Annotated in this window: 21 protein-coding genes; 9 read left to right on the forward strand and 12 right to left on the reverse strand. The window is 61.4% G+C overall.

Translation table 11 applies throughout. The features are described 5' to 3' along the window. Nucleotides 1-269: 269 nt before the first annotated feature. From HMPREF3148_RS11910 to HMPREF3148_RS11920, 3 genes are all read right to left on the reverse strand, one after another. Nucleotides 270-2,816: a (Fe-S)-binding protein gene (locus HMPREF3148_RS11910; RefSeq protein ID WP_070509209.1), complete on the reverse strand. Its 2,547-nt coding sequence runs from the start codon at nucleotides 2,814-2,816 to the stop codon at nucleotides 270-272. Nucleotides 2,817-2,927: 111 nt separating this feature from the next. Then, nucleotides 2,928-3,179 (reverse strand): hypothetical protein, encoded by a 252-nt coding sequence (locus HMPREF3148_RS11915; RefSeq protein ID WP_129720780.1) that lies wholly within the window; start codon nucleotides 3,177-3,179, stop codon nucleotides 2,928-2,930. Between the two features lie 102 nt (nucleotides 3,180-3,281). After that, entirely contained in the window at nucleotides 3,282-3,704 is a 423-nt protein-coding gene (locus HMPREF3148_RS11920) for a hypothetical protein (protein WP_049151374.1), read from the reverse strand. A gap of 172 nt (nucleotides 3,705-3,876) precedes the next feature. Here HMPREF3148_RS11920 and HMPREF3148_RS11925 point away from each other — a divergent pair, with 172 nt between their 5' ends. Genes HMPREF3148_RS11925 through HMPREF3148_RS11935 form a run of 3 tightly spaced genes read left to right on the forward strand, consistent with a single transcriptional unit; the run spans nucleotide 3,877 to nucleotide 6,853 of the window. Beyond that, nucleotides 3,877-4,662 carry a phosphoadenylyl-sulfate reductase gene (locus HMPREF3148_RS11925; protein ID WP_049151375.1) on the forward strand — a complete coding sequence of 262 codons (786 nt, stop codon included), beginning with the start codon at nucleotides 3,877-3,879 and terminating at the stop codon, nucleotides 4,660-4,662. Beyond that, nucleotides 4,659-5,567: a sulfate adenylyltransferase subunit CysD gene (cysD, locus tag HMPREF3148_RS11930; protein ID WP_049151376.1), complete on the forward strand. Its 909-nt coding sequence runs from the start codon at nucleotides 4,659-4,661 to the stop codon at nucleotides 5,565-5,567. Before HMPREF3148_RS11925 ends, cysD begins: the two co-directional genes overlap by 4 nt. Beyond that, nucleotides 5,567-6,853 (forward strand): sulfate adenylyltransferase subunit 1, encoded by a 1,287-nt coding sequence (locus tag HMPREF3148_RS11935; RefSeq protein WP_049062286.1) that lies wholly within the window; start codon nucleotides 5,567-5,569, stop codon nucleotides 6,851-6,853. The genes cysD and HMPREF3148_RS11935 overlap by 1 nt, the downstream gene beginning before the upstream one ends. Here the strand turns inward: HMPREF3148_RS11935 and HMPREF3148_RS11940 are convergent. The 6 genes from HMPREF3148_RS11940 to HMPREF3148_RS11955 form a co-directional block, all read right to left on the reverse strand. Then, nucleotides 6,850-7,518, reverse strand: a complete 669-nt coding sequence (locus HMPREF3148_RS11940) for a hypothetical protein (RefSeq protein ID WP_070509210.1) — start codon at nucleotides 7,516-7,518, stop codon at nucleotides 6,850-6,852. The two genes, HMPREF3148_RS11935 and HMPREF3148_RS11940, sit on opposite strands and share 4 nt — an antisense overlap. Nucleotides 7,519-7,543: 25 nt before the next feature. Then, on the reverse strand, nucleotides 7,544-7,798 hold the full coding sequence (locus HMPREF3148_RS11945; RefSeq protein ID WP_049062288.1) for a hypothetical protein: 255 nt from the start codon (nucleotides 7,796-7,798) through the stop codon (nucleotides 7,544-7,546). A 174-nt stretch (nucleotides 7,799-7,972) separates the two neighbouring features. After that, nucleotides 7,973-8,278: a hypothetical protein gene (locus HMPREF3148_RS13590; protein ID WP_129720776.1), complete on the reverse strand. Its 306-nt coding sequence runs from the start codon at nucleotides 8,276-8,278 to the stop codon at nucleotides 7,973-7,975. Continuing rightward, the gene (locus tag HMPREF3148_RS13750) at nucleotides 8,259-8,408 is read right to left on the reverse strand and encodes a hypothetical protein (protein WP_153246193.1); all 150 of its coding nucleotides are present in this window, start codon (nucleotides 8,406-8,408) and stop codon (nucleotides 8,259-8,261) included. Before HMPREF3148_RS13750 ends, HMPREF3148_RS13590 begins: the two co-directional genes overlap by 20 nt. A 91-nt stretch (nucleotides 8,409-8,499) precedes the next feature. Then, nucleotides 8,500-9,015, reverse strand: coding sequence for an LppP/LprE family lipoprotein (locus HMPREF3148_RS11950; protein ID WP_049062289.1), 516 nt, complete (start codon nucleotides 9,013-9,015; stop codon nucleotides 8,500-8,502). A gap of 146 nt (nucleotides 9,016-9,161) precedes the next feature. Then, on the reverse strand, nucleotides 9,162-9,650 hold the full coding sequence (locus tag HMPREF3148_RS11955; RefSeq protein ID WP_049062290.1) for an LppP/LprE family lipoprotein: 489 nt from the start codon (nucleotides 9,648-9,650) through the stop codon (nucleotides 9,162-9,164). Between the two features lie 111 nt (nucleotides 9,651-9,761). Between HMPREF3148_RS11955 and HMPREF3148_RS11960 the strand changes: the two genes are divergently transcribed. After that, entirely contained in the window at nucleotides 9,762-10,340 is a 579-nt protein-coding gene (locus HMPREF3148_RS11960) for a nucleosidase (RefSeq protein ID WP_049062291.1), read from the forward strand. A 126-nt stretch (nucleotides 10,341-10,466) separates the two neighbouring features. Here HMPREF3148_RS11960 and HMPREF3148_RS11965 read toward each other — a convergent pair whose 3' ends face one another. The 3 genes from HMPREF3148_RS11965 to HMPREF3148_RS11975 all read right to left on the reverse strand — a co-directional run bounded on the left by HMPREF3148_RS11965 (nucleotide 10,467) and on the right by HMPREF3148_RS11975 (nucleotide 16,755). Then, entirely contained in the window at nucleotides 10,467-11,759 is a 1,293-nt protein-coding gene (locus HMPREF3148_RS11965; RefSeq protein WP_172954282.1) for an AI-2E family transporter, read from the reverse strand. 34 nt (nucleotides 11,760-11,793) lie between these two features. Then, nucleotides 11,794-15,240 carry a bifunctional proline dehydrogenase/L-glutamate gamma-semialdehyde dehydrogenase gene (locus tag HMPREF3148_RS11970; protein WP_070509212.1) on the reverse strand — a complete coding sequence of 1,149 codons (3,447 nt, stop codon included), beginning with the start codon at nucleotides 15,238-15,240 and terminating at the stop codon, nucleotides 11,794-11,796. 402 nt (nucleotides 15,241-15,642) lie between these two features. Continuing rightward, the gene (locus tag HMPREF3148_RS11975) at nucleotides 15,643-16,755 is read right to left on the reverse strand and encodes an ABC transporter substrate-binding protein (protein ID WP_005529719.1); all 1,113 of its coding nucleotides are present in this window, start codon (nucleotides 16,753-16,755) and stop codon (nucleotides 15,643-15,645) included. Between the two features lie 62 nt (nucleotides 16,756-16,817). On the opposite strand from HMPREF3148_RS11975, the gene HMPREF3148_RS11980 reads away from it, so the two are divergent. The 5 genes from HMPREF3148_RS11980 (at nucleotide 16,818) to grpE (ending at nucleotide 22,481) form a co-directional block, all read left to right on the forward strand. Further along, a complete protein-coding gene (locus tag HMPREF3148_RS11980; protein WP_239294907.1) occupies nucleotides 16,818-17,846 on the forward strand; it encodes a FecCD family ABC transporter permease in 1,029 nt (342 codons plus the stop codon). Between the two features lie 2 nt (nucleotides 17,847-17,848). After that, the gene (locus HMPREF3148_RS11985; protein ID WP_012715333.1) at nucleotides 17,849-18,850 is read left to right on the forward strand and encodes a FecCD family ABC transporter permease; all 1,002 of its coding nucleotides are present in this window, start codon (nucleotides 17,849-17,851) and stop codon (nucleotides 18,848-18,850) included. A 2-nt stretch (nucleotides 18,851-18,852) separates the two neighbouring features. Beyond that, nucleotides 18,853-19,650 carry an ABC transporter ATP-binding protein gene (locus HMPREF3148_RS11990; RefSeq protein ID WP_034657089.1) on the forward strand — a complete coding sequence of 266 codons (798 nt, stop codon included), beginning with the start codon at nucleotides 18,853-18,855 and terminating at the stop codon, nucleotides 19,648-19,650. Nucleotides 19,651-19,878: 228 nt separating this feature from the next. After that, a complete protein-coding gene (gene dnaK, locus HMPREF3148_RS11995) occupies nucleotides 19,879-21,723 on the forward strand; it encodes a molecular chaperone DnaK (protein ID WP_049147158.1) in 1,845 nt (614 codons plus the stop codon). Next, nucleotides 21,723-22,481, forward strand: a complete 759-nt coding sequence (gene grpE / locus HMPREF3148_RS12000) for a nucleotide exchange factor GrpE (protein WP_049151381.1) — start codon at nucleotides 21,723-21,725, stop codon at nucleotides 22,479-22,481. Before dnaK ends, grpE begins: the two co-directional genes overlap by 1 nt. Nucleotides 22,482-22,584: the final 103 nt, after the last annotated feature.

A 22,584-nucleotide genomic window follows, 5' to 3' on the forward strand; every position in this document is an offset into this window, starting at 1 on the left:
GGCCCACTTGTGGCTGACTTGTGATTCAAAAGGTCTTGCCTAGGCTCCGTTGTTTCGCGTTTCTCCGTCTCCTCGCAAAAGCCCAGACCTAGAACCCCAGACCTCCAGGTCGCGGATAGTTTCATGGCTAAACTTTTTAATCGCGACCTCAAGGTCTGGTTTTCCAGGGTTGCACTTTTAAAAACGCCCTCAGAGTCCACACACTTCCGGCACCCCAAAATACAAAATCTGGAGCAACTCAAAGAAGTCGTTGCTCCAGATTCACGAAATTAGTCAGCGGCCGGCGGTGCCGGCGGTGCAGGCGGTGCAGGCGGAGTTGGTGGCTGCGGCGTTTCCGCACTCAACTGTGGTGCTGCAGGCGGAGTTGGTGCCTTTGGCGGTGAAGTTGCGCCAGGAGCAGCCGGTGCACTTGGCGGCGCCGGTGTTGGAGCCTTCGGTGCTGCAGGTGCAGGTGCAGGTGGCGGTGTGGCACTCGACGCGGCTGGCGGTGCAGGAGGAGCTGTTGGCGCGGATGGCGCTTGGGGAGTGCTTGGTGCTGCTGGCGCGGCGGGAGCTGCAGGAGCCGGGGGTGCGGCCGGAGCGGGAGCGGCCGGAGCAGCAGCCTTGGTGGTAGGTGCGCTGGCGGTTGTTTCGGTCGGCGCAGCGGGGTCGGCGGTCGTTGCAGCTGAAGACGCAGGAGACGCGGGAGACGCAGGAGACACAGGAGAAGCCGGGGAGGCCGGGGCAGCTGGCTTTTCGGGCGCACGCAGGCGGGTAGGCGTGCCCAAGAAGGCCTTCGGTCGCGGCTGCGGCAAGGTGCCGTCGGCGTCGGCAATGGACGAGCGCAGCATGAGGGCGACGTCGGAGACGTTGGGGGAGGGGGCGTCGGAAAGTGCTTTAACGCCGCCGGTGAACATGACGTTGCAGAACGGGCAACCCGTGGCGATCTCCTTCGCGCCGGTGGCGATGGCCTGCTCCGCGCGGAACTCGTTGATGCGGGTGCCGAGCTTTTCCTCCATGAACATGCGCGCGCCGCCAGCGCCACAGCAGAAGGCCTCGTCGCGATTTCGGTCCATCTCACGGAGGGAAACGCCAGTGGCTTCCAGCAGCTCACGCGGCGGGTCGAAGACCTTGTTGTGGCGGCCCAGGAAGCACGGATCGTGGTAGGTAATCGGCTTGCGGTTTTCCGGCGTACGCGGGATCGGCTTGAGCAGGCCCTCACGCACTAGGCGGTTGAGCAGCTGGGTGTGGTGGAAGACGTCGAAGTGCCCATCGAAGTCTGGGTATTCGTTACGCAGCGTGTTGAAGCAGTGCGGGCAGGTGGTGATGATCTTGCGCTGGCCTTCCGGAACGCCTTCGAAAGCGTTGTTCAGGGTCTCAACGTTTTGCTGCGCCATCATCTGGAACAGGAACTCGTTGCCGGCGCGGCGCGCGGGATCGCCGGTGCAGGTCTCACCAGTAGAAAGCACGCCGAACTTCACGCCCGCCGTGTGCAGCAGGTCCACCACGGCGCGGGTGGTCTTGCGGCCCTGTTCGTCGTAGGCACCGGCGCAGCCGACCCAGAACAGGTATTCCATGTCGGAAAAGTCCGTGGCGTCCTCGCCGATGACAGGCACCTCGATACCGTCGGCACGTGCCTCATCGATCCAGGCGCGGCGCTCAGAGTTATTGCGGCCCCACGGGTTGCCCTTGGTCTCAATGTTCTTGAACAGTCCGGTCAATTCAGAGGGGAAGTCGGATTCCGCCAAGACCTTGAAGCGGCGCAGGTCAGCGATGTGGTCGATGTGCTCGATGTCGGTCGGGCACTGGTCCACGCAGGCGCCGCAGTTGGTGCAGGACCAGAGGACGGCGTCGTCAATGGCGTTTGCCAGAGCCAACACGTTGACGCCCTCGTGCGGGTTGTAGTTCTCGACCGCGGCATCGCGCATGTCCATCACGAACTTCTTCGGGCTCAGTGGCTTCTCGGTGTTCCACGCCGGGCAAAGGTCCTGGCAGCGGCCGCACTCGGTGCACGAGGTGGTATCAAGCAGCATCTTCCAGCTGCCGGGGGCGATGTCTTCTTCGAGGTCCGGGGTCGGAAGGGAGCCGAGTGCCTTGTCGCCGCTGACGTTGCGTTGGAAGAAGATGTTGAAAAACGCCATGAAGCGGTGCCACATGACGCCCCAAGTGAAGTGGCGCGAAATCAGGAAGATGAAAATCAGGCCGGTAAGCAGCTTGAACAGCGCGAAGAAGGACACTAGCGCCGGCGAGGCGGGAAGCAGCTTGGCCAGGTGGATGGAAAGGAAATCCGCCCACGGGGAGCCGTGGCCAAACGCCGCGATTTTCGACGCCTTGACCAGCAGCATTCCAAGCCCCTCCAGGAAGACCACGGCCTCGACGATGCGGGCAGGGCCTGGCTGGGAGTTGTAGAAACGGGAGCCGCGCTCGGTGTGTCCATACTTGAGGCGAACGCCGATGAGGAAGCTAATGCCCACAACGGTGGCGATACCGAGGACCTCTTCGATGAAGTGATAGACCGACCAATGCGATAGCAGCGGCCAGCCTCGCGACGGCGCGAAGGTCTGGATATAGGCTTCAAACCAGACGAGGATGCCGAAGAGGAATCCCACCATGACTGCCCAGTGCGCCGCGTTGACGAAGGGGCGGCCCTTGAAGTGCGTGTGGCCGAATACTTCCACCACGACCCGCCACAGGCGCTTGCCTAGGTGGTCGAAACGCTGCAGCAGAGTTGGCCCGCCGGAGCGAATGAAAGCGAACATGCCCCATGCGCGGTACGCAAAGTAGCCCCACACGGGGATCGAAACGAGGATGGCTAGCCAACCGAAGACGGCTGTCATTTCACGGACTCCTTATAAAGTTGCGCGCAGATATAAACAGCCTAAACGGTGGGCGCGCAAAGATGGGAGTCGGTATTCATCGCGGTTTTCGAGCCGAGCGCGGCTGAGTTCTTAGCGCGGCGCTTCCATGACTAGGATTTGGTCGGCGTCCATGATGGAGGACACACGCTGGGCGACGGCCACCATCGTGGCGTCGTCAAGCAGCGGGCTCTCGTGCAGGGCCTGACGTACGTTCGCGGCGGTGACCACGCCGAGGAGAACCGCCACGGAGACCCAGACCAACCAGGACAGTCCGGCATCCTCGCGTACCGTCATGACGATGCCGCCGGTGTGCCAGATGCAGTCAATGTCCACCTTGGCCACGCCGTTGTCGATAATGTCAGCGTTGAGCGAGAGACCAGAATGCGAATATGAAGAACGTGACTAGCCGCGTACAGGTGATATCGGCTGAATCACGTTTGGTCGCTAAAAACAGACTGGCGCAAGTTGCGCGCGGCGGGTGACGGTGGCCCAGTCTTCGGGTTGCTCGGTGGGCCGGTATAGCCCTTCCCAAGAGGTAAAGGCCACGCCGCGGGCAGCCAGTTCTAGGGGGAGAAGACGGCGGTCGCAGTGTGCGGCCAACTGGCTGAGCTCGCGGGCGGTGATGTCTGCCTCGCGGCCTTCGCCCACGCGCACGTTGCCGAAAAGGCGCAGGCGCGGGGCGGTACCGGCGGGGCAGGGGCTGGCGGCGGCCTCATGGCGGACACCGGCTAAGCCGGCGAAGCGACGGAGCAAACCGAAGGGGGCGGGCTTGGCGCAGACGAGGTCCACACACATGCCGGCGCCGATGAGCCTTTCAGCTGTGGATAGCGCCGCCGGGCCATCGCCGACGATTGCGACACGCTGCATGGAAACCTCCTTGGTTTATTGTTTATAGACTGTTTTGTCTAATAATCTAGTCTGAGCTGTTCAGTTCTGGCAATTTTTATTCTTACATTGCCCCAAGCTCATCGGCCTATTCGCGTGCTCAGCGCGCAACTTATGCTGCACGAATGCGCCGCCTTGCCTAAAGTGAGTCGGCATGACCCAATCGTTAAACCTGCTGGACGGCGACAAGCCCTACCGCGACCCCAGCATTAGCCCGGAAGGAACGCGCGATACCGCGCCGCTCAACCAAGATATTGCCGCGAAAAACGAGCGCCTTGTCGATGAATGGGCGGACAAGCTCTATGCAGAATCCGCCGAAAACATCATGGCGTGGGCCGCAAAGCACGCGCCGGGCCGGCTGGCAGTGACGATGTCGATGGAAAACACGGTGCTGGCGGAGCTCGCGCACCGCGCACAGCTGGACGCAGACCTGCTCTTCATCGACACTGGCTGGCACTTCCCGGAGACGCTGGCTGTCGCCAACGAGGTTGAGGAGCGCTATGCGGACCTCCCCCTAGTCCGCGTGAAACCGCTGCTGAGCCCGGAGGAACAGGACGAAATCTATGGTCCGCGGCTCTACGCACGTGATACCAGCGCATATAACCGTATGCGCAAAGTGGAACCGCTGAACATGGCGATGGACCCATACGTTGGTTGGGTGACCGGTCTGCGCCGCGCGGATTCTGAACATCGCGCCACGGCCCCGGCGCTGAGCTTGGATCAGCACGGAAGGTTAAAGATTTCGCCGATGATTACCTGGGATTTGGCAGATACCGATCGCTATATCGCGGACAATGATCTGATTATCCATCCCTTGACGCTGAAAGGCTATCGCTCTATCGGCTGTGCGCCTTTGACCTTCCCGGTGGGTAAGGGCGAGGACGCTCGTTCAGGCAGGTTTTTTGGAGACGGCAAGACAGAATGCGGGTTGCACGAATGACACAGAAAAACACACTTTCGCCTCACTTAAAGGACTTAGAAAATGAGTCCATCCACATCCTGCGCGAGGTAGCGGGCCAGTTCGATAAGGTCGCCCTGCTTTTCTCCGGCGGCAAGGATTCCGTGGTGGTCTTCGAATTGGCGCGCCGTGCCTTTGCGCCGGCGGTGGTGCCTTTCGAGCTTTTGCACGTTGATACCGGGCATAACTTCCCGGAGGTCATCGAATTCCGTGACCGCCTGGTTGCTGAGACCGGTGCGCGCCTGCACGTGGCTAAGGTGCAGGATTGGATTGACCGCGGCGAGCTGCAGGAACGCCCTGATGGTACGCGCAATCCGCTGCAGTCGGTGCCGCTGGTTGAAACCATCGCGCAGCGCCAGTACGACGCCGTGCTGGGCGGCGCCCGCCGCGACGAGGAGCGGGCACGCGCGAAGGAACGCATCTTCTCCATCCGCGATTCCTTTGGCGGCTGGGATCCGCGCCGCCAGCGCCCAGAGCTGTGGGATCTCTACAACGGCGGCAAGATGGCCGGTGAGAACGTGCGCGTTTTCCCAATCTCCAACTGGACCGAGTCCGATATCTGGGAGTACATCGGCGCCCGCAACCTGCAGCTTCCTTCCATTTATTACTCCCACCAGCGCGAGGTGTTCAACCGCAACGGAATGTGGCTGTGCCCAGGCGAGTGGGATGGCCCGCGCGAGGGCGAGGAGCTTAAAAAGAAGACCGTGCGCTATCGCACCGTGGGCGATATGTCCTGCACTGGCGCCGTGGAATCCACGGCCTCGACCCCGGAGGAAATCCTGGCGGAGATTTCCGTTTCCACTCTGTCCGAGCGCGGTGCCACCCGCGCGGATGACAAACTTTCTGAATCCGCCATGGAAGACCGCAAGAAGGAAGGCTACTTCTGATGACTAATTCTTCACTCGTCGAACGCCTCACCACCCGCGAGACACTGCGCCTGTGCACTGCGGGTTCTGTGGACGACGGTAAGTCCACCTTCGTTGGCCGCCTTCTTTATGACACCAAGTCTGTGCTGGCGGACCAGGTAGAATCCATGGAACGCTCCTCGGCGGACCGCGGTTTCGACGGCATGGATTTGAGCTTGCTTGTCGACGGCCTGCGTGCCGAGCGCGAGCAGGGCATCACGATCGATGTGGCCTACCGCTACTTTGCGACGGACAAGCGCACCTTCATCTTGGCGGATACCCCGGGCCATGTGCAGTACACGCGCAACACGGTCACCGGCATGTCCACCTCCCAGGCAGTGGTGCTGCTTATCGACGCCCGCCACGGCGTCGTCGAGCAGACGCGTCGCCACCTGAACGTGGCTGCGCTGCTGGGCGTGCGCCACGTGATTCTTGCAGTCAACAAGATTGACCTGGTGGATTATGATGAGGCGACGTTCCGCGCGATTGAGGCGGAGTTCAACCGGATCGCCGCGCGCTTAGACATCACCGATACCACCGTCGTGCCGATTTCCGCGCTCAAAGGCGATAACGTGGTCGAGCGCTCCGCCACCATGGAGTGGTACACCGGCCCGACCGTCCTCGAGGTTCACGAGACCGTCCCCGTGGCCACCGGCCGCGCCGATGACTTGGACTTCCGTTTCCCTATCCAGTACGTCATCCGCGAGCACGCCTCTGACTACCGCGGATATGCCGGCCGCGTGAAGGCCGGGCACGTGGCGGTGGGGGATGAGGTGACCCTGCCGGGCGGGCGCACCTCGACCGTCACCGCGATTGATACCGCCGATGGTCCGCTTGACTCAGGTGAGGCCGCGCGCGCCGGCGACTCCGTGGTTCTGCGGCTGGCCGATGACATCGACTTGGCTCGCGGCGACCTCATCGCCGGGACGCAACGCCCGGAGGAGGTGCGCGAATTCGCCGCCACCGCGGTGGTCCTCACGGACAAGGAGCTGCGCGCGGGACAGATGGTGAAGCTGCGTTATGGTGCCGCGCTGGTCAAGGCCCGCGTGGCGTCGGTGGAGCGCATCCTCGACCTCGATGGCGTGGCCGATGTTGAGGCACCGGAATCAGCAGCCCTCAATGACATTGCGTTCATTACCGTCCAGACCCAAGCGGAGCTTCCCGTGGAGGACTACGCCGCTCGCGGCGCGGTGGGCAATTTCCTGCTCATCGATCAGTCCAGCGGCAACACGCTGGCAGCAGGCTTTGTAGGCCAGCGCCTGCGCTAATACCCCTTAACCCGCGGCTTTATGGCCGCGGGTTGTGGCGTTGTAGGCGGTTTTTCGGCCTGCTTGCGCCCCATGGTCTTGCGCAAGGACCAGATGAATTCCGCAATCATCAGATAAACCGGGGTACCGCCGGCGACCATGAAGAAGAAGGCGCCGGCGGAGCTGGCCTCCTCGACGTAGGTATCAGCGCCGTAGAGGAGCTCGTATCCGCTAGCGTTGCCGAACTCCGCGAGGGCACCGAGGCCGCGAATGGTGGAAATGATCCACATGAAGGCCAGCAGACCCCACACGATGCACCACTGAATCGACTGGGCACGCTGACGGGAGGGCTCCACGGGGAAGGAGAAATCAACGTTGAAGCTGGAGGAGCCGGAAGCCTGGGCGCTCGAAGGCTGCGGCATGAGCTGCACGCCCGAGCCGGAGTTGGCGATCTCACGGATGCGGGCGACATCCACCTCGGGGCCGAAGGGATCCGCGAGTGCTCGGTCATACTGCTCGCGGCGGTCCTGGCGGGAGAAGATGCTGTGGGCGGTGGAGAGTTCGTCGTAAAACGCGGCGTTGGACGGGTCCGTCGCGGAAAGGCGGCGCTCAATCTCCGAGGCCAAAGTCGCGGAATCAGCGGAAGGGTCAAGGTTGAGGGAGTTATAGAGGTTGTAGTGTGCCACGAGGCGAAAAAGTCCTTTCGAGGGGTTAGCAGGGGTCGCTGAAATCTGCATCGTTATTGAGTGAACGGGCGTTGCCACTGTACCGCGCTTTGAGTTTACAAACCTCATCCACGCTGTGGCCGGCGTCGTAATACGCCGCATAGACCTGCTTTCCTTCGTGTTCCGAACGCAGCGAGCTGCACGCCGTTCCGGGCATGATGTTGACCCCGGCGTAGTGGGACTTCACGCGGTCGATCTCGGATTGCGGTGACGCGCCATAAGGGACGAGGAGGGAGTCCACGATGAGGATGTAGCGACCATCGCAAATTTCCTGAGCTTCTACCTTCTCAGTGCTGTCTGCGCAGAGAGGGATGTCGTCGGTGATTTGTGTCGGGGCGTTGTCGGCCTTGAGGTGGTCAGCATCCCAGCACTAAATTGATGAGGTGTCATCGACATCGTCGTTCTTATAGGAAGTCTACTCCGTGCCGCCCCAAGTGAAGAGATAAAAGGAGGGGCTGTTCTCCGTGGCGAGGTAGAGCCAATCGTCGTTGCACAACAGCGTCATCGGGCGAGAAATACCGTCCCTGGTCTTCTCAGCTGCTGTACCGCACCTGTCCTGAGGTGTGTTCTTAGACGTCACAGGTTTCGTAGTGCTCGTCTCAACGCTTGTAGTGCGGGTTTCACTGCTTGTTGAGCCGGACTCAGCACTTGTGGTGGTGTTTGGGGCCACCTGCGTAAAGCGGGCCTCGTGCTCCGTGGTTTCAGAGGATGAGCGTGACATCAGAAACTACGTGACACCCGCAATGACCGCAAAGGAGCACGATAAGGGCGATGATAAGGATGCTTCCCGGGCGCGCAGGACGTTCCGGGTCCTCGTTGTTTGGCGGGGTCCAAGGGTTGCTATTAGTCACGCAGGGAACTCCTTTAAGACGGGGCGACGGACACGGCTTCCCCAGGAAGCCGTGTCACACTTTAGCCGTCTTGTCCCTGTGAGACAGGGTTTTATACGGGCGGGACATCGCCGCTCATGATCACCTTTTGCTGGCCTTCATCCCAGCGGAAGCTTGCGTGCGTCTCGCCGGTGCGCCCGGCGGTGGTTTCGCCCTCGCGGGCCCAGTGGTAGGTCACGGCGATCTCGGCGTCATTCACGCGCTCGATGGTGGGGAAGAAACCATAAGGCTCGGCGGTCGCGGTGCCGAGATATTCGCCCTTGTGGAAGAGCATGATGTGGTGCGGTGAGGAGGCCGTGGCACCCTCGATCGCGATGATTAGCCAGCTCAAATCCGCGCAGGGGTCGAACTCTGAGGAGGAAGGCCGCCCCCAACCGAAGCCATTCCACGGTGCGATGGTGCCGATGCCTGATTGATAGGCCTCTTCAGCGTCAATATCCTCGCAGGATTCTGCTTCTTCGGTCTTCGGGGCAGGTGCCTGGTTGCTCGTTGGCTCCGGGCTGGCGGCCTCTTCCCTGGGACTTTCGGCAGCAACGCTCATCGGGCTGTTGCGGACCGCGCTAAACATGGGGTGTCCGCCTCGCCCTGCTCGTCCTGGGAACAGGCGGCGAGGGGGAGGCACATGAGTGCAGCGCCCACGAAGGCAGAAGCAGACCGGAGCATGGGTGTTCCTTCCATAGAATGTGCGCCTCACCTTGAGACGCACGGTTCATCTTAGCCAGGCGGAACGTCGCCGCTCATGATGACTTTGTTCTGGGCTTCATCCCAGCGGAAGTTGGCCTTTGACGTACCCGTCGGTGCGGCATTGGCGTCGCCATCTTGTAGCCAGTGGTAGGTCACGGAAATCTCGTTGTGATTGACCTGCTCGACGTCGGGGAAGAAACCATAAGGCTCAGCGGTGGCGGTGCCGAGGTACTCCCCATAGTGGAAGAGCATGATGTGGTGCGGCGAGGAGGCCGTGGCTCCCTCGATGGAGATGGTCTGCCAGCTTAAGGCTGCGCAAGGATCGAAGTGGGAGGAATCAACTAGCGTCCATTCGTGGCCATGCCATTGAGGAACGTGGGCAACGTTGTCATCAAAGGCTGCCTGGGCATTACCGGCCTCGCAGACTACGGGGTTGGCCTGGGCTTCTTCAGGGGTGGCGCAGGCGATGAGCGGCATGCACAGGAGTGCAGCTCCGGCGAAAACTCGTGGTGTGAACATCGTGTTCTCCTTTCTGAGGTCTCGGTGTGGTTCCAGACCCTACAAGTGACCGCTCCGCTCAGAACAGAGTTGTGGAGAGCATTCCTCGGGACAGCGGGTAGTCTCGCAGGCATGGAAAATCTGTCTGGTCGTACACTGTTCGTCGCCGCCGTGGATGCTGAAGCCGCGCACGTTCCCGCAGGAGCGCCGCTGCTCATCACGGGTATTGGTACGGTACCCGCCGCCATCGAGCTGACCGCGGTACTGGCCTCGGCAGAGCAGCTGCCGGAGCGAGTCGTCAACATCGGTACTGCGGGCGCGCTTCGCGACGATCTCTCAGGCGTTTTCGAGGTCTCCCACGTGCGCAAGCACGACTTCCACCTAGAAGTGCTCAGCGATGTTTCCCGCTATCTCCTTCCCGAGGTCATCGAGCTCGAGACCTCCGGAAAGCTGCCGACCGCCACGCTGGCGACGGGTGATTCCTTCATCTCGGATACCCCGACCCGCACGCGCCTTGCCCAGGATTCCGCGCTGTGCGACATGGAGGGCTACGCCATCGCGGCGGTGTGTCGAAAGTTCGGTGTACCGTGCACGCTGCTCAAGCAGGTTTCGGACACCGCAAACGAAGAATCCTACGGCTCGTGGGCTTCGGTGCTCGACCGCGCGGCGGAGGAGCTGGCCGTGGCCTTCGGCACGGTGTCCGCGGATTAGGCCCCACATACGGAAAGTGCCCTAGTTGCCAAAACCAGTGCTCCCGCCTCGGGTGGCGGGGCAGAAGTTTGGCAACTAGGGCAGTTGCATGGCCGAGAGAACTCGAACCATGCGCCGGTTGTGTGGCTAGCGGGCGCTGCTGGCCTCTAGGTTCTCGTAGAGCTCCATGACGTCCTCGTGGCCTTCGGCCGTGGAAATCTTAATTTTTTTAGCTTCGATTTCACCGGCGCGCAGGCTGGCCATCTCCTGGTGGTAGCGGAAGACCACGGCAACGGTGGCTGCGACCGGGACGGCCAGGAAGGCGCCGATGATGCCCGCCAGCGCGGAGCCGACAGTAACGGAGAGCAGCACCATGGCGGCGTGCAGGCCCATGGCCTTGGACTGCAGCATCGGCTGGAGGACGTTGCCTTCCACCTGCTGCACGATGATGATGAGCGCCAAGGCGAGCAAGGCCTTAGTCAGCCCATCGGAGACCAGCGCGATGATGACGGCCAAAGCACCCGCGGTCACTGCACCGATGACCGGGATGAAGCTGGCGAAGAAGGTCACCACGCCGATGACCAGCGCCAGCGGAACCTGTAGGGCCCAGAGGCCGAGGCCGATGAGGATGGCGTCGACAGCCGCGACGGCTGCTTGTGCCTGAATGAAGCCGGACAGCGTATTCCACACGCGAGTCAGCAGCTCGGTGGCGTGCCAACCTGCGGAGTAGCCGGTATAGGTGCGCAGCCACGGCAGGAACTTATCGCCATCCTTGAGAATGAAGAAGGCCACGAAGAGCATGATGACGAGCGCCATGACTATGGAACTGGCCATCGATACACCGGAAATCACGCCGGTGGCGATCTGGGAGGCTTGGCCCTTAATGAAGGCGATGGCGTCATCGAGGACTTCCTGGACCTTTGCCGCATCAATCTCGAAGGGCAGGTCCTTGGCCATATCGACGAGCTTGTTCAAGCCGCCTTCAGCCTGATTGACCAAGGACGCGCCCTGAGAGGAGACGACCGGGGCCATCGCCGCGAAGACGCCGCCGATGATGGCCAAAAAGCCCAGCAGCGTGGTGATGGAGGCCAGCGCGCGGGGGAATTTGTGTGCGCGCAACCAGTTGGTCACGGGGAAGAGCACCGTGCACACCAAAATGGCCAAGATGACCGGCAGCAGGCCTACCCAGATGAATTTCAGCAGGTAGCCGGCCAGGCCAACGCCCGCCACCACGATGATGAAGACCAGGCACACCTTGGCCAAGGAAATGGCATCGCGTCCGAGGACGCGGGACTTGTCATCGGTCTTCGACACCGGGAGGGTGGCTTCTTCGCTAATGGGCTTCGCAGCAGCGGACTGCTCTGCGGCGGCGGACGCCGCCGCATCAGAGGCCGTGGAGGACGTGCCCGAGCGGGCACCGTCATCATTGTTGTTTGTCATGCGCTCTATCTTCTCATATGAGCGCAGAAACGAACTATGCGCGGATGCTGCTTACCTGGCGGATGATGCCGAAGCGGTGCATCGTCACCGAAACTGCCTGTTCAAGGAGGAAGGGCAGCAGCTCGCGGCGGCCATCAGCCAGCACCGGTTGATTCAAGACCACGGAGTTGGATTCCACCGCCGCCTCAAAGACGCCCGCCTCGACAGAACCCACAGCGCGCACGCGGCCAGATTCCAGCCCTGCGACCTCGCGGGCGAAGGCATCCGCCGACACGCTGTCGACCTTAAAGCCCAGCCCACGCAGCTCCGCGGCCTTTTCCGGGGTGGCGCTGAAGCGCACTGGGGAGCCGGTACGGGTGGCGGCAAGGGCGAGGCGGGAGACGTCGCGAAGCGCGGCGTCCGAGGCAATGCGCACCTGTAGCGGGGTGAGCACCGGACGGTAGCGGAAGACGTTGGCCTCGCAGACCAGGCCTGCGCGGTCGTGCTTGCGGCCGAACTCCTGCTGCCAAGCCAGTTCGTCGAGTTCTGCCGCGCGCCACAGCCACGCGGTATCCTCCTCCGAGAAGCCCAGCTCGCCGAAGGCACGCAGCTGGGCCGCCACCGGCTGGGAGATATCCACGTCGAAGGGGCGCAGCGGCCCCTCGGACCACGTGCCGAACTGGGCCACGTAGTTCGGGCCACCGGCCTTGGCGCCCGGGCCCATGACGGACTGCTTCCAGCCGCCGAAGGACTGCCGCTGCACAATCGCGCCGGTAATGCCGCGGTTGACGTAGGCGTTGCCCACCTCGACGCGCTCGAGCCAGTAGTCAATCTCCTCATTATCCAGCGTGTGGATGCCGCCGGTCAGGCCATAACCGGTGGAGTTCTGCCACTCGATGGCCTCCTCCAGGGTCTCCGCATGCATGATGCCGAGCACTGGGCCGAAGCACTCGTTGACGTGGAACCAGGAACCGGGGCGCACGTTATCGCGGATACCCGGCGACCACAGGGTGCCTTCCTCGTTGAGCTTCTTTGGCTTCACCAGCCACTTTTCACCCGGCTCCAGCTGGGTCAGGCCGCGCAGCAGCTTCTCGCCCGGGGCTTCGGCGAGGCCGTTCATCGTCGTGGTGATCTCATAGCCGGGGCCGGGGATGAGGGTCTTGACGGCGTCGACAAGCTGGGAGCGCAGGCGCTGCGACTCGCCGGCCGCACCGACGAAGATAACCAGGGAGGACGCCGAGCACTTCTGTCCAGAGTGGCCGAAGGCGGAGAGGTAGAGGTCCTGGATGGCCAGGTCCGGGTCCGCGGACGGGGTGATGATGAGCGCGTTCTTGCCGGAGGTCTCCGCCATGATGTTGAGCTCCGGCTTCCAGGAACGGAAGAGCTTGCCGGTGTCGGAAGCCCCCGTGAGGATGACGGCGTCGACATCGGCGTGGGAGACCAGCGCGCGGCCGGCGTCACCCTCGTCGGTGAAGACGAGCTGGACCAGATCCGGGTCGAGGCCCTGTGCCTCCAAGCCGGCGCGGAAAGCCTCCACGACCAGCTTCGCGCAGTGCACGACCTGCGGCGCGGGCTTGATGATGACGGCGGAACCCGCAGCGAGAGCCGCCGCAATGCCGCCGGTGGGGATGGCCACCGGGAAGTTCCACGGCGGGGTCACTACGGTTACGCGGTAGGGCGTGAACTCGGCGGAGTAGCGCTCCAGCAGGCGCGCGGACTGCGCGTAGTAGGTGCAGAAGTCGATGGCCTCGGAGATTTCCGGGTCTGTCTGCGTGACGGTCTTGTTGGCCTCGTAGGCGGCGACGGAAATGAACTCGCCGCGGCGGTTGGCCAGCTCATCGGCCACGGCCTCGAGCGCGCGGGCGCGGTCCTCGGCAGCGCGGGCACCCCACTCGGCGCCGAGCTCGGCGGCGCGGGCCACGTGCTTGTCGACGACCCCAGTCTCTGTCACTTCCTCCACCCCGTGCTCACCCGGGTCGGTGGCCAGGGCCTTAAGCGCCCACTCGCGGTTAGCTTCCAGAGCTGGATCGGTGTCCGGCTCGTTGGCGAAGCGCCCGGTGCGCGGTGCTTGGCGGCCGGCTGCCTGCTCGGCCTCCTCCAAGCGGTTCTGGGTGCGGCGCGGGCCGGCGAAGGTATCCCAGCGCTGCTCGACGGCCTCGCGGAAGACCTCCTCTTGGTCCTTCAGCGCCTGCTCCTCCGGGGCGAAGAGAGCGTAGAGGAAGTTTTGCGGTGCAGAGTTCTCCTCCAAGCGGCGCACCAGGTAGGAGACAGCGACGTCGAAGTCCTCCATGTGCACCACCGGGGTGTAGAGGATCTGGCGGCCCTCGAAGGCCTCGCGGACCGCGGTCTGCTGGGCTGGGGACATGCCCTGGAGCATCTCGGAATCCATCATGCGCATGACACCGCGTTTGGTGCCCAGCTTGTAGGCAAACGCCGCGGTGTAGAGGTTGTGGGTGGCCACGCCGATGCGTACGCAATCGGCGAATTCGGGGCGCAGGATGTAGTCGAGCAGGCGGTAGTAGTTGGCGTCCACCTCATCCTTGGTGGAATAGGGAGCCGCTGGCCAGCCGTGGATTTCACCCTGGACGTGCTCCATGGAAAGGTTCGCGCCTTTGACGATGCGAATCTTGATGTGGGAGCCGCCCTCGGCCACGCGCTGCTTGGCGAATTCGGCCAGGTGTGCCAAGGCGTCGAAGGTATCCGGCAGGTAGGCCTGCAGGACGATGCCTGCCTCGAGGTTGATGAACTCCGGCTCGCTGAGCAGCTCGGTGAACAGGCGCACCGTGAGGTGGAGGTCGTGGTATTCCTCCATGTCCAGGTTGATGAAGACCTTGTCGGGGCGGCGCGCGGCAGCCTCGTACAGCGGGCGCAGGCGCTCCTTGAGGCGGACCAGGGAGCCCTCGATATCCCACGGGTTGAGCTGGGCCACCATGGAGGAGGCCTTGACGGAGACGTAGGTTACGCGCGGGTTCTTGATGAGCTTGAGGGTGCGCTCGGCGCGGGAGCGCGCTTCGTCGTCGCCTAGTACGGCCTCACCGAGGAGGTTGAGGTTGAGCTGCTCGCCGGACTCGGCGGCCTTGTCCAAGGTCTTGTTCAGGGCATCGCTCTCGGCGTCGAGGACCAGGTGGCCCACCATCTGGCGCATGCGCATGCGCGCCAGCGGCATGACCAGGTTAGGCAGGATGGGGCCGAAGAAACCGCCCAGGCCTACGAGGGAACCGTTGATGAGGCCGAGGAAGGAAGCGTCATAGGTGGTGGTAACGGACTTCAGTGCGTGGGCGGCTACCTTGTCATCTTCGGGGCGCATGACGCGGTCGACGAAGTCCATGGTGAAGGCTACTCCGTCCGGGTTGCGCAATAAGTCGGCGAGTTGTTCGGTGGCTGGGTCCTGCTCGTCGGCGGTGGAGGCGAGCCAGGAGTGGGCCTGGGCCGCGGCGGCGTCGATCAGCGCGGCGTCAATGTCGGTGGATTCGGGCACGGGGGTGTGAGCATCGTTAGTCATGGATTACAACCTTTATGGGTCTTAAGGCGCACTGATGCGGCCTTGCGGAAAGCAGAAATTGCAGACTTTCTAGTCCAGCACGAGCGCACACTCTGCGCCGTGCCGTTCAGTCTGTGTGAAAAAGAGGTGCTTATTTAACGCTGGCGTACACAACCGGTGGCCGGTCGGAAGAACGACGCTGCCTAATGAAGTGAGCATTCATGTGCGACCACCCTTCTTGTATGTGGGGAGCAGCCAGGCAGCGGCCTGGCCTGATTAGCGAGAAATCGGTGACCTTGATATGGCCCGCCGCACAAAAATCGTAGACGTGTAACCCATCTCGCTTACATGAAAGCTAGCCCCTTAAGTTGGGGTGAGTCAATCCCACAGGTGTTGTTTTGAGGGGAGGTCGCTACCCCCGTGTTAGTGGCTGAGATACTCCGCGAGATCAGCAGCGATCTTCTGTGCGCCCAGAGGTCCTAAGCCGAGAGCCCACGTGTCATCACTGACCTCGATGGCATGGCCATCTTTGACCGCTGGAAGCTGCTGGAAAGCTTCAGTGGCAATGGCAGTGTCTTGGCCGGTGGCGGAAGGATCGCCGTAGCTGCAGTAGAAGATGTAGTCAGCGTCCGCTTGGTCAATGTTCTCCGGTGAGATTTCCGTAGCGAGCTCTTCGATGTCCTGGTTGGCGGGGCGGGCGAGGCCGGCGTCATCAAGCACCGTTCCAATGAGCGAAAGGCGCCCGTAAAGGCGTACCTTGCCTGGCATGAAGCGCAGAATGGTGACGGTGGTGTCTTCGCTAGCCGGCCCGTCCTTAATGGCCTTCTTTACTTCTTCGATTTTCTTGTCATAGTCGGCCATGACTTGTTCCGTGCGTTCTTCCTCGCCGAGGGCTTCCCCGATGAGTCGGAAGTTTTCTTTCCACGTGTATCCGGGTCGAATCGAGAAAACAGTGGGGGCAATGGAATTGAGTTGGTCGTAGTATTTATCCAGGCGCAGCTGCGAGCCGATGATGAGGTCGGGCTGTAGGGAAGCGATTTTTTCCATATTGACTTCGTGGACCGTGCCTACCGTTTCGATGTCACTTGCTTTGTCGGCCATGTAATCGGGGACGGGGTTCTGACCCTTCGATGTGGTCATGCCGACGGGTTTCATGCCCAGGGCTAGGACGGAGTCGAGTTCACCGCTTTCGAGAACGACTATCCGTTGGGGCTTTTCTTTGAGCTCGGTTGTGCCGCGGGCATGCGTGACTGTGCGGGGGAACTGGCCGGGGGCTGCATCGCTGCCGAAGGATCGGGTCTTCTCTCTGGCTCCGGCAAAGCCTTCGCCACCGGTTGCCACGGAGTCATTTCCTGCGGCGGAGTTGGATTTTCCTGTTTTCTTCTCTGCCGTTGAGGAGGATGGGGTGGAAGTGTCGGCGTTTGAATCGGTGTTTTCGAGGCTGGCGCAGCCAGTGAGTGCCAGTGCTGCGGTAAGACCAACAGCGGTGAGTCGGAGAAGTGGGGTGCGCGGTACGATTTTCTTTCGAATATACATAAAAGGTACCCTAACCTAAATTGGGTCGAGCTAAGGAAACGTGAGCATATGAAGGTATTTGGGTGGTGTTGGTGATTGAGCAGGGGGTGTACGCCGGCAAAGGAAGTGCCCAGCGTCTTGGTTGGCTAGTGGTTGCTGGCATTGCCATTCTCGGTATCGGTGTTGCGCTGTCGCTCGCGTTGGGGGCGCGTAGCATTCCTTTCAGTGACGTGTTGGCTGCCCTTCGAGGGCAGCCTGGTATCGCTTCCTCGATCGTGTGGGAGAGGCGGCTTCCCCGTACTCTCGTTGCCGTGTGTGCGGGCTGTGCTTTGGCTCTCGCTGGCGCAGTCCTGCAGATTATGACTCGCAACCCGTTGGCAGATACCGGAGTCTTCGGCATCAACGTTGGCGCTAGCTTGGCCGCGGCCATTGCTCTGGGCTGGTGGGGGTGGCAATCACCTTTTGCTTTTTCGCTCGCAGCCATCATCGGTGCGGCAGTGACCATGTTGGTGGTCACCGCTGTAGGGCGTGGCAGAGCGGGCGATGTTGATCCGCTGAGACTGATTCTTGCAGGTGTAGCCATCGGGGCGGTATGTGAGGGCCTTTCTTCAGCTCTCATCCTGGTAGATCCTCACTCTTTCGCACGTATCCGCGCTTGGGTGACGGGCTCTGTTGACGTGGCCTCGTGGACACCGGTGGCGATTACGTCCGGCGGGTTAGCAGTTGGTGTGGTGCTGCTGATTGTCTTTGCGCGTCACTTGCCGCCCCTTGCTTTGGGGGATGAAGCCGCGGCGAGTCTTGGGATCAACCTCAAGATGACGCGCTTGGGACTTATCGCAGCGGTAACGGTGTTGGCTGCTACCGCTACCGCAGCAGCGGGAGTGATTGTGTTTGTTGGATTAGTCATCCCGCATGTTGTCAGGCTGTGCGGGGTATATGAAGAGCGGGCACAGCTTGTCGCCGCTGCCGTGGTGGGGCCTTTGCTTTTGTTGGGCGCCGATATTGTAGGCCGCTTCCTCACCGCGGCTGAGTTGCCGGCTGGCGTCGCGGTATCGCTCATTGGTGCCCCAGTATTGATTGCGTTGTCCCATCGCGCTGGAAGGAGGTTGTGATTGTGAGCGTGAGAAGTGTTTTGTCCTTTGCAGGTATTGTGATCGTCGCGCTAGCTATTGCTGCCTATTCGCTCTTCTCGCCTGGTGCCGGGCAGGATAGCGCAGCGTTGTGGTCCGTGGCTACGAATCCCAATAGCACTGACTTTGCGGCCACCGTCGTGTGGCAATGGCGTGCTCCGCGGGTGGTTGCCGCGATTGTCGTAGGAATGTGTTTGGGCATAGCGGGCGCCATCTTTCAGATCCTCACCCACAATCCTCTGGGCTCGCCCGACATCATCGGGTTTAATACCGGTGCCTATACCGGTGTCATCGCGGTATCCTTGGCGGGCTTTAGTTCCGCATTTAATATTGCGCTAGGCGCGTTGGTGGGTGGGACTGTTACTGCGTTACTCATCATGGGGCTTTCATTTGCCGGAAGGCTCACGGGAGCAAGGCTGATTGTGGTGGGGATTGGAGTGACGTTCTTTCTTTCAGCAATAAACAAGTGGCTGATTCTAAGCGGCGAGTTGGAGCAATCCTTAGGTGCGGCGACTTGGGCGGCTGGAACATTGAATGCTGTGTCCTGGGGCTACGTTATCCCCTTGGGGGTGCTGGGAGGCGTGGCGTGCGTCGCTGGGTTGCTGCTGCGTGGCTGGTGCGACGCGCTTGCCCTGGGGGATAGCACGGCGAGTTCGTTGGGGTTGAACGTGAATCGTGCACGTGTGGTGATGGTTCTGGTTGGCACAGTTCTTGTCGCTGTATCGACGGCGATAGCGGGCCCAATCTCATTTATCGCCCTCGCGGCCCCTCATATGGCTCGCCTACTCTCGCGTCCAGGCAGGACACCGGTGTTGGCTTCAGGAGTGCTCGGCGCTCTTTTCTTGCTCGCTGCTGACTTAGCGGGGCAGCGCCTATTTTTCCCTATTACTTTGCCCGCCGGCCTTGTAACTGTCTGTGCTGGTGGCATCTACCTTGCGGGTCTGCTGTTGTGGCAATCCCGATTTGCGCGCGTGAAAGGCCGGTAAAAATGAACGAACAAAAAGTGTATGACGGTGCGCCGGGCGTGAGGGCTGAAAGGCTGAGCATGTCCTATGGCAGAACTGCCCCGTTAATTCTCGACTCGGTGGATGTGTCTTTCCCCGCGGGCAAATTCTCAGCCATCATCGGCCCGAATGGTTGTGGAAAGTCCACCCTGGTGAAGGTGCTTGCGCGGTTAGAAACACCGAGCGCAGGTGCGGTGCATATTGGCCAAGAAGACGCAGCTTTACTCTCGCGGCGAAAATATGCCCAGCGCGTTGCTGTGATGTCGCAGCAATCCGTAGCCCCTGAGGGGATTAATGTCCGAGAATTGGTTGCGCGAGGGCGCTTCGCTCACCAAGGATTTATGGGGTGGAGGAGCCAGGAAGACGAGCGTGCTGTTAGTCGTGCGCTAGCGGAGGTAGGCCTTGAGGAATTGGAAGAGGCCGAGGTGGCGGCGTTGTCAGGTGGTCAGCGTCAACGTGCTTGGCTGGCCATGGCTCTCGCACAGGAAACGCCTGTACTTTTCTTGGATGAGCCAACGAGTGCCTTGGATATTGGGTATCAGCATTCCTTCATGAAGTTGATGAAAGAGCTGGCGGGTAGCAAGACCCTGGTTGCGGTAATTCATGACTTGGCGCATGTGTTGCGTTATGCCGATTACGTCGTGGCGATGAAAGATGGAACGGTGTGGGATGCGGGCGCGCCGCGCGATGTCATTAACCCTGCCCTGATCGAGGATCTTTACGGCTTGGCAGTCCGCGTTGTGAATGCGGACGGAGAGCCAGCAATCGTCCCAGTGGGGTGAGCCGCCAATTGAGCAGCTTCATTTCCCCAGCGTGCTGGCAATAAATAAAAAGTTGAGTCGATCGGGAACAACTTTGAGTTTGTCCGCGTTGTGTAGATTGAGTGACCGGCGCTCAGGTTTGGATGACTTTGAGTGTTGCTTCTGTTAGAGTCGCTGACTGGACGCGGCAGAAGTTGAGTCGCGCACTATCAACTTAAAACAAACCCCAACACGCAAGGAGAAAAGATTATGGGACGCGCAGTAGGCATTGACCTCGGTACCACCAACTCGGTTGTATCCGTGCTGGAAGGTGGCGAAGCCACCGTTATTGCTAACTCCGAGGGTTCTCGCACCACCCCGTCCGTCGTGGCTTTCGCTAAGAACGGTGAAATCCTCGTCGGCCAGTCCGCTAAGAACCAGGCGGTTACCAACGTTGACCGCACCATCCGTTCCGTCAAGCGCCACATCGGCACCGACTGGACCATCGACATCGATGACAAGAAGTACACCCCGCAGGAGATCTCCGCTCGCACACTGATGAAGCTCAAGCGCGACGCTGAGGCATACCTCGGTGAGGACGTCACCGATGCTGTTATTACCGTCCCGGCATACTTCGAGGACTCCCAGCGTCAGGCCACCAAGGAAGCTGGCCAAATTGCGGGCCTGAACGTTCTGCGTATCGTCAACGAGCCAACCGCAGCTGCACTTGCTTACGGCCTGGAAAAGGGCGAGCAGGAGCAGACCATCCTAGTCTTCGACCTAGGCGGCGGCACCTTCGACGTTTCCCTGCTGGAAATCGGCGACGGCGTCGTTGAGGTTATGGCAACCGCTGGTGACAACCAGCTCGGCGGCGATGACTGGGATCAGCGCATCGTTGACTGGCTCGTTGAGAAGTTCAAGTCCGCTAACGGCATCGACCTGACCAAGGACAAGATGGCCCTGCAGCGTCTGCGTGAGGCTGCTGAGAAGGCAAAGATTGAGCTGTCTTCCTCCCAGTCCGCAAACATCAACCTGCCGTACATCACCGTTGATTCCGAGAAGAACCCGCTCTTCCTGGATGAGACCCTGTCCCGCACCGAGTTCCAGAAGATCACCCAGGATCTGCTGGACCGCACTAAGGCTCCGTTCAACCAGGTCATCAAGGACGCTGGCCTGTCCCTTTCCGAGGTTGACCACGTCGTTCTCGTTGGTGGTTCCACCCGTATGCCGGCTGTTTCCGAGCTGGTCAAGGAAATGACCGGCCGCGAGCCGAACAAGGGCGTTAACCCGGACGAGGTCGTTGCAGTCGGCGCTGCCCTCCAGGCTGGCGTTCTGCGCGGCGAGGTCAAGGACGTGCTGCTTCTCGACGTCACCCCGCTTTCCCTCGGCATCGAGACCAAGGGCGGCGTGATGACCAAGCTCATCGAGCGCAACACCACCATTCCGACCAAGAAGTCCGAGACCTTCACTACCGCGGAAGATAACCAGCCTTCCGTTCAGATCCAGGTCTTCCAGGGCGAGCGCGAGATGGCTTCCGCTAACAAGCTGCTCGGCTCCTTCGAGCTCGGCGGCATCGCTCCGGCACCGCGCGGCGTCCCACAGATCGAGGTCACCTTCGACATCGACGCCAACGGCATCGTCTCCGTTTCCGCTAAGGACAAGGGCACCGGCAAGGAAAACACCATCAAGATTCAGGATGGTTCCGGCCTGTCCCAGGAGGAGATCGACCGCATGGTCAAGGACGCTGAGGCACACGCCGAAGAGGATAAGAAGCGCCGCGAGGAGCAGGAGCTGCGCAACCAGGCAGAGTCCACCTCCTACCAGACTCGCAAGTTCCTGGATGAGAACTCCGACAAGGTTTCCGAGGACGTTAAGACCCAGGTCACCGAGGCTGCCGACGCCGTCGATGAGGCGCTGAAGGGCGACGACATCGAGGCAATCAAGTCCGCAGTGGAGAAGCTGGGCACCGTCTCCCAGGAGATGGGCAAGCAGATCTACGAGGCACAGGCTGCTGAGGCCGGTGCTGAGGGCGCCGCAGCTGGCGCCGAGTCCGACCCAAACGTTGTTGACGCAGAGGTAGTCGACGAAGACGAGACCAAGGATGGCGACAAGTAATGACTCAGGACAGCGGAATGCCGCAAAACCCAGGCGACCCGGACAACACCGATCCGGAAGCAACCTCGGCGGACCGCGCTGAGGCAGCTGCTGCAGAGGCTCAGGAGGCCCAGGCTGCGCAAGATGCGCAGGCTGACTCCGCCGAAGAGGCAGTACTCGATCCCACCTTGGACGCTGACCTTGAGGCAGCGCTTGCCGACGTCACTGAAGACGACGCCGCCGCAGAGGCTGAGGCTGATGCCACCGCCGATGCTGCGGAGGAAACCGGCAACGGCCTCGAGGCGCAGCTCGCCGAGCGAACTGAAGATTTGCAGCGTCTGAACGCGGAGTACACCAACTACCGTCGCCGCACCGAGCGCGAGCGTCAAGCTGTCATCGAGACTTCCAAGGCCAAGGTCCTGGCAGAATTCCTGCCTATCCTTGATGACCTAGAACTCGCACGTCAGCACGGTGACCTCGAAGCAGGTCCTTTGAAGGCAATCGCGGACAAGCTGATCGGCGTGCTGGATAAGAACAACCTCGTGGCCTTCGGCGCAGAGGGCGATGCCTTCGACCCAGAGATCCACGAAGCCGTTCAGGATCTGTCTAACGGTGGCGAGCAGGCAGTGGGAACTGTCCTTCGTCGCGGCTACAAGGTCGGCGAGAAGCTGGTGCGCACCGCGATGGTGATCATCGCAGATGCACCTAGCGCGACCGACGCTTCCGCGGACGGTACGGGCGGTAGCGATACCGCGAACTCGGAATCTGATTCCGAATAGGGTGAGGTGGCGTCAGGGTCTTATACCTTGGCGTCATTTCAGTCAGTAGCCCAGAAGCTGGCAGCCCCGGAGCGCGGGGCCGCACTGACTCTTGGCCGCTTTT

The organism is Corynebacterium sp. HMSC05D08 (assembly GCF_001807215.1).
GTDB classification, from domain to species: domain Bacteria; phylum Actinomycetota; class Actinomycetes; order Mycobacteriales; family Mycobacteriaceae; genus Corynebacterium; species Corynebacterium striatum.

Bases quoted from the DNA above. Each gene is read 5' to 3' on its own strand.
- HMPREF3148_RS11910 (WP_070509209.1), bottom strand. From the start codon at position 2,816: ATGACAGCCGTCTTCGGTTGGCTAGCCATCCTCGTTTCGATCCCCGTG.
- HMPREF3148_RS11920 (WP_049151374.1), bottom strand. From the start codon at position 3,704: ATGCAGCGTGTCGCAATCGTCGGCGATGGCCCGGCGGCGCTATCCACA.
- HMPREF3148_RS11925 (WP_049151375.1), top strand. From the start codon at position 3,877: ATGACCCAATCGTTAAACCTGCTGGACGGCGACAAGCCCTACCGCGAC.
- cysD (WP_049151376.1), top strand. From the start codon at position 4,659: ATGACACAGAAAAACACACTTTCGCCTCACTTAAAGGACTTAGAAAAT.
- HMPREF3148_RS11935 (WP_049062286.1), top strand. From the start codon at position 5,567: ATGACTAATTCTTCACTCGTCGAACGCCTCACCACCCGCGAGACACTG.
- HMPREF3148_RS13590 (WP_129720776.1), bottom strand. From the start codon at position 8,278: ATGTCACGCTCATCCTCTGAAACCACGGAGCACGAGGCCCGCTTTACG.
- HMPREF3148_RS11950 (WP_049062289.1), bottom strand. From the start codon at position 9,015: ATGTTTAGCGCGGTCCGCAACAGCCCGATGAGCGTTGCTGCCGAAAGT.
- HMPREF3148_RS11955 (WP_049062290.1), bottom strand. From the start codon at position 9,650: ATGTTCACACCACGAGTTTTCGCCGGAGCTGCACTCCTGTGCATGCCG.
- HMPREF3148_RS11960 (WP_049062291.1), top strand. From the start codon at position 9,762: ATGGAAAATCTGTCTGGTCGTACACTGTTCGTCGCCGCCGTGGATGCT.
- HMPREF3148_RS11965 (WP_172954282.1), bottom strand. From the start codon at position 11,759: ATGACAAACAACAATGATGACGGTGCCCGCTCGGGCACGTCCTCCACG.
- HMPREF3148_RS11970 (WP_070509212.1), bottom strand. From the start codon at position 15,240: ATGACTAACGATGCTCACACCCCCGTGCCCGAATCCACCGACATTGAC.
- HMPREF3148_RS11975 (WP_005529719.1), bottom strand. From the start codon at position 16,755: ATGTATATTCGAAAGAAAATCGTACCGCGCACCCCACTTCTCCGACTC.
- HMPREF3148_RS11990 (WP_034657089.1), top strand. From the start codon at position 18,853: ATGAACGAACAAAAAGTGTATGACGGTGCGCCGGGCGTGAGGGCTGAA.
- dnaK (WP_049147158.1), top strand. From the start codon at position 19,879: ATGGGACGCGCAGTAGGCATTGACCTCGGTACCACCAACTCGGTTGTA.
- grpE (WP_049151381.1), top strand. From the start codon at position 21,723: ATGACTCAGGACAGCGGAATGCCGCAAAACCCAGGCGACCCGGACAAC.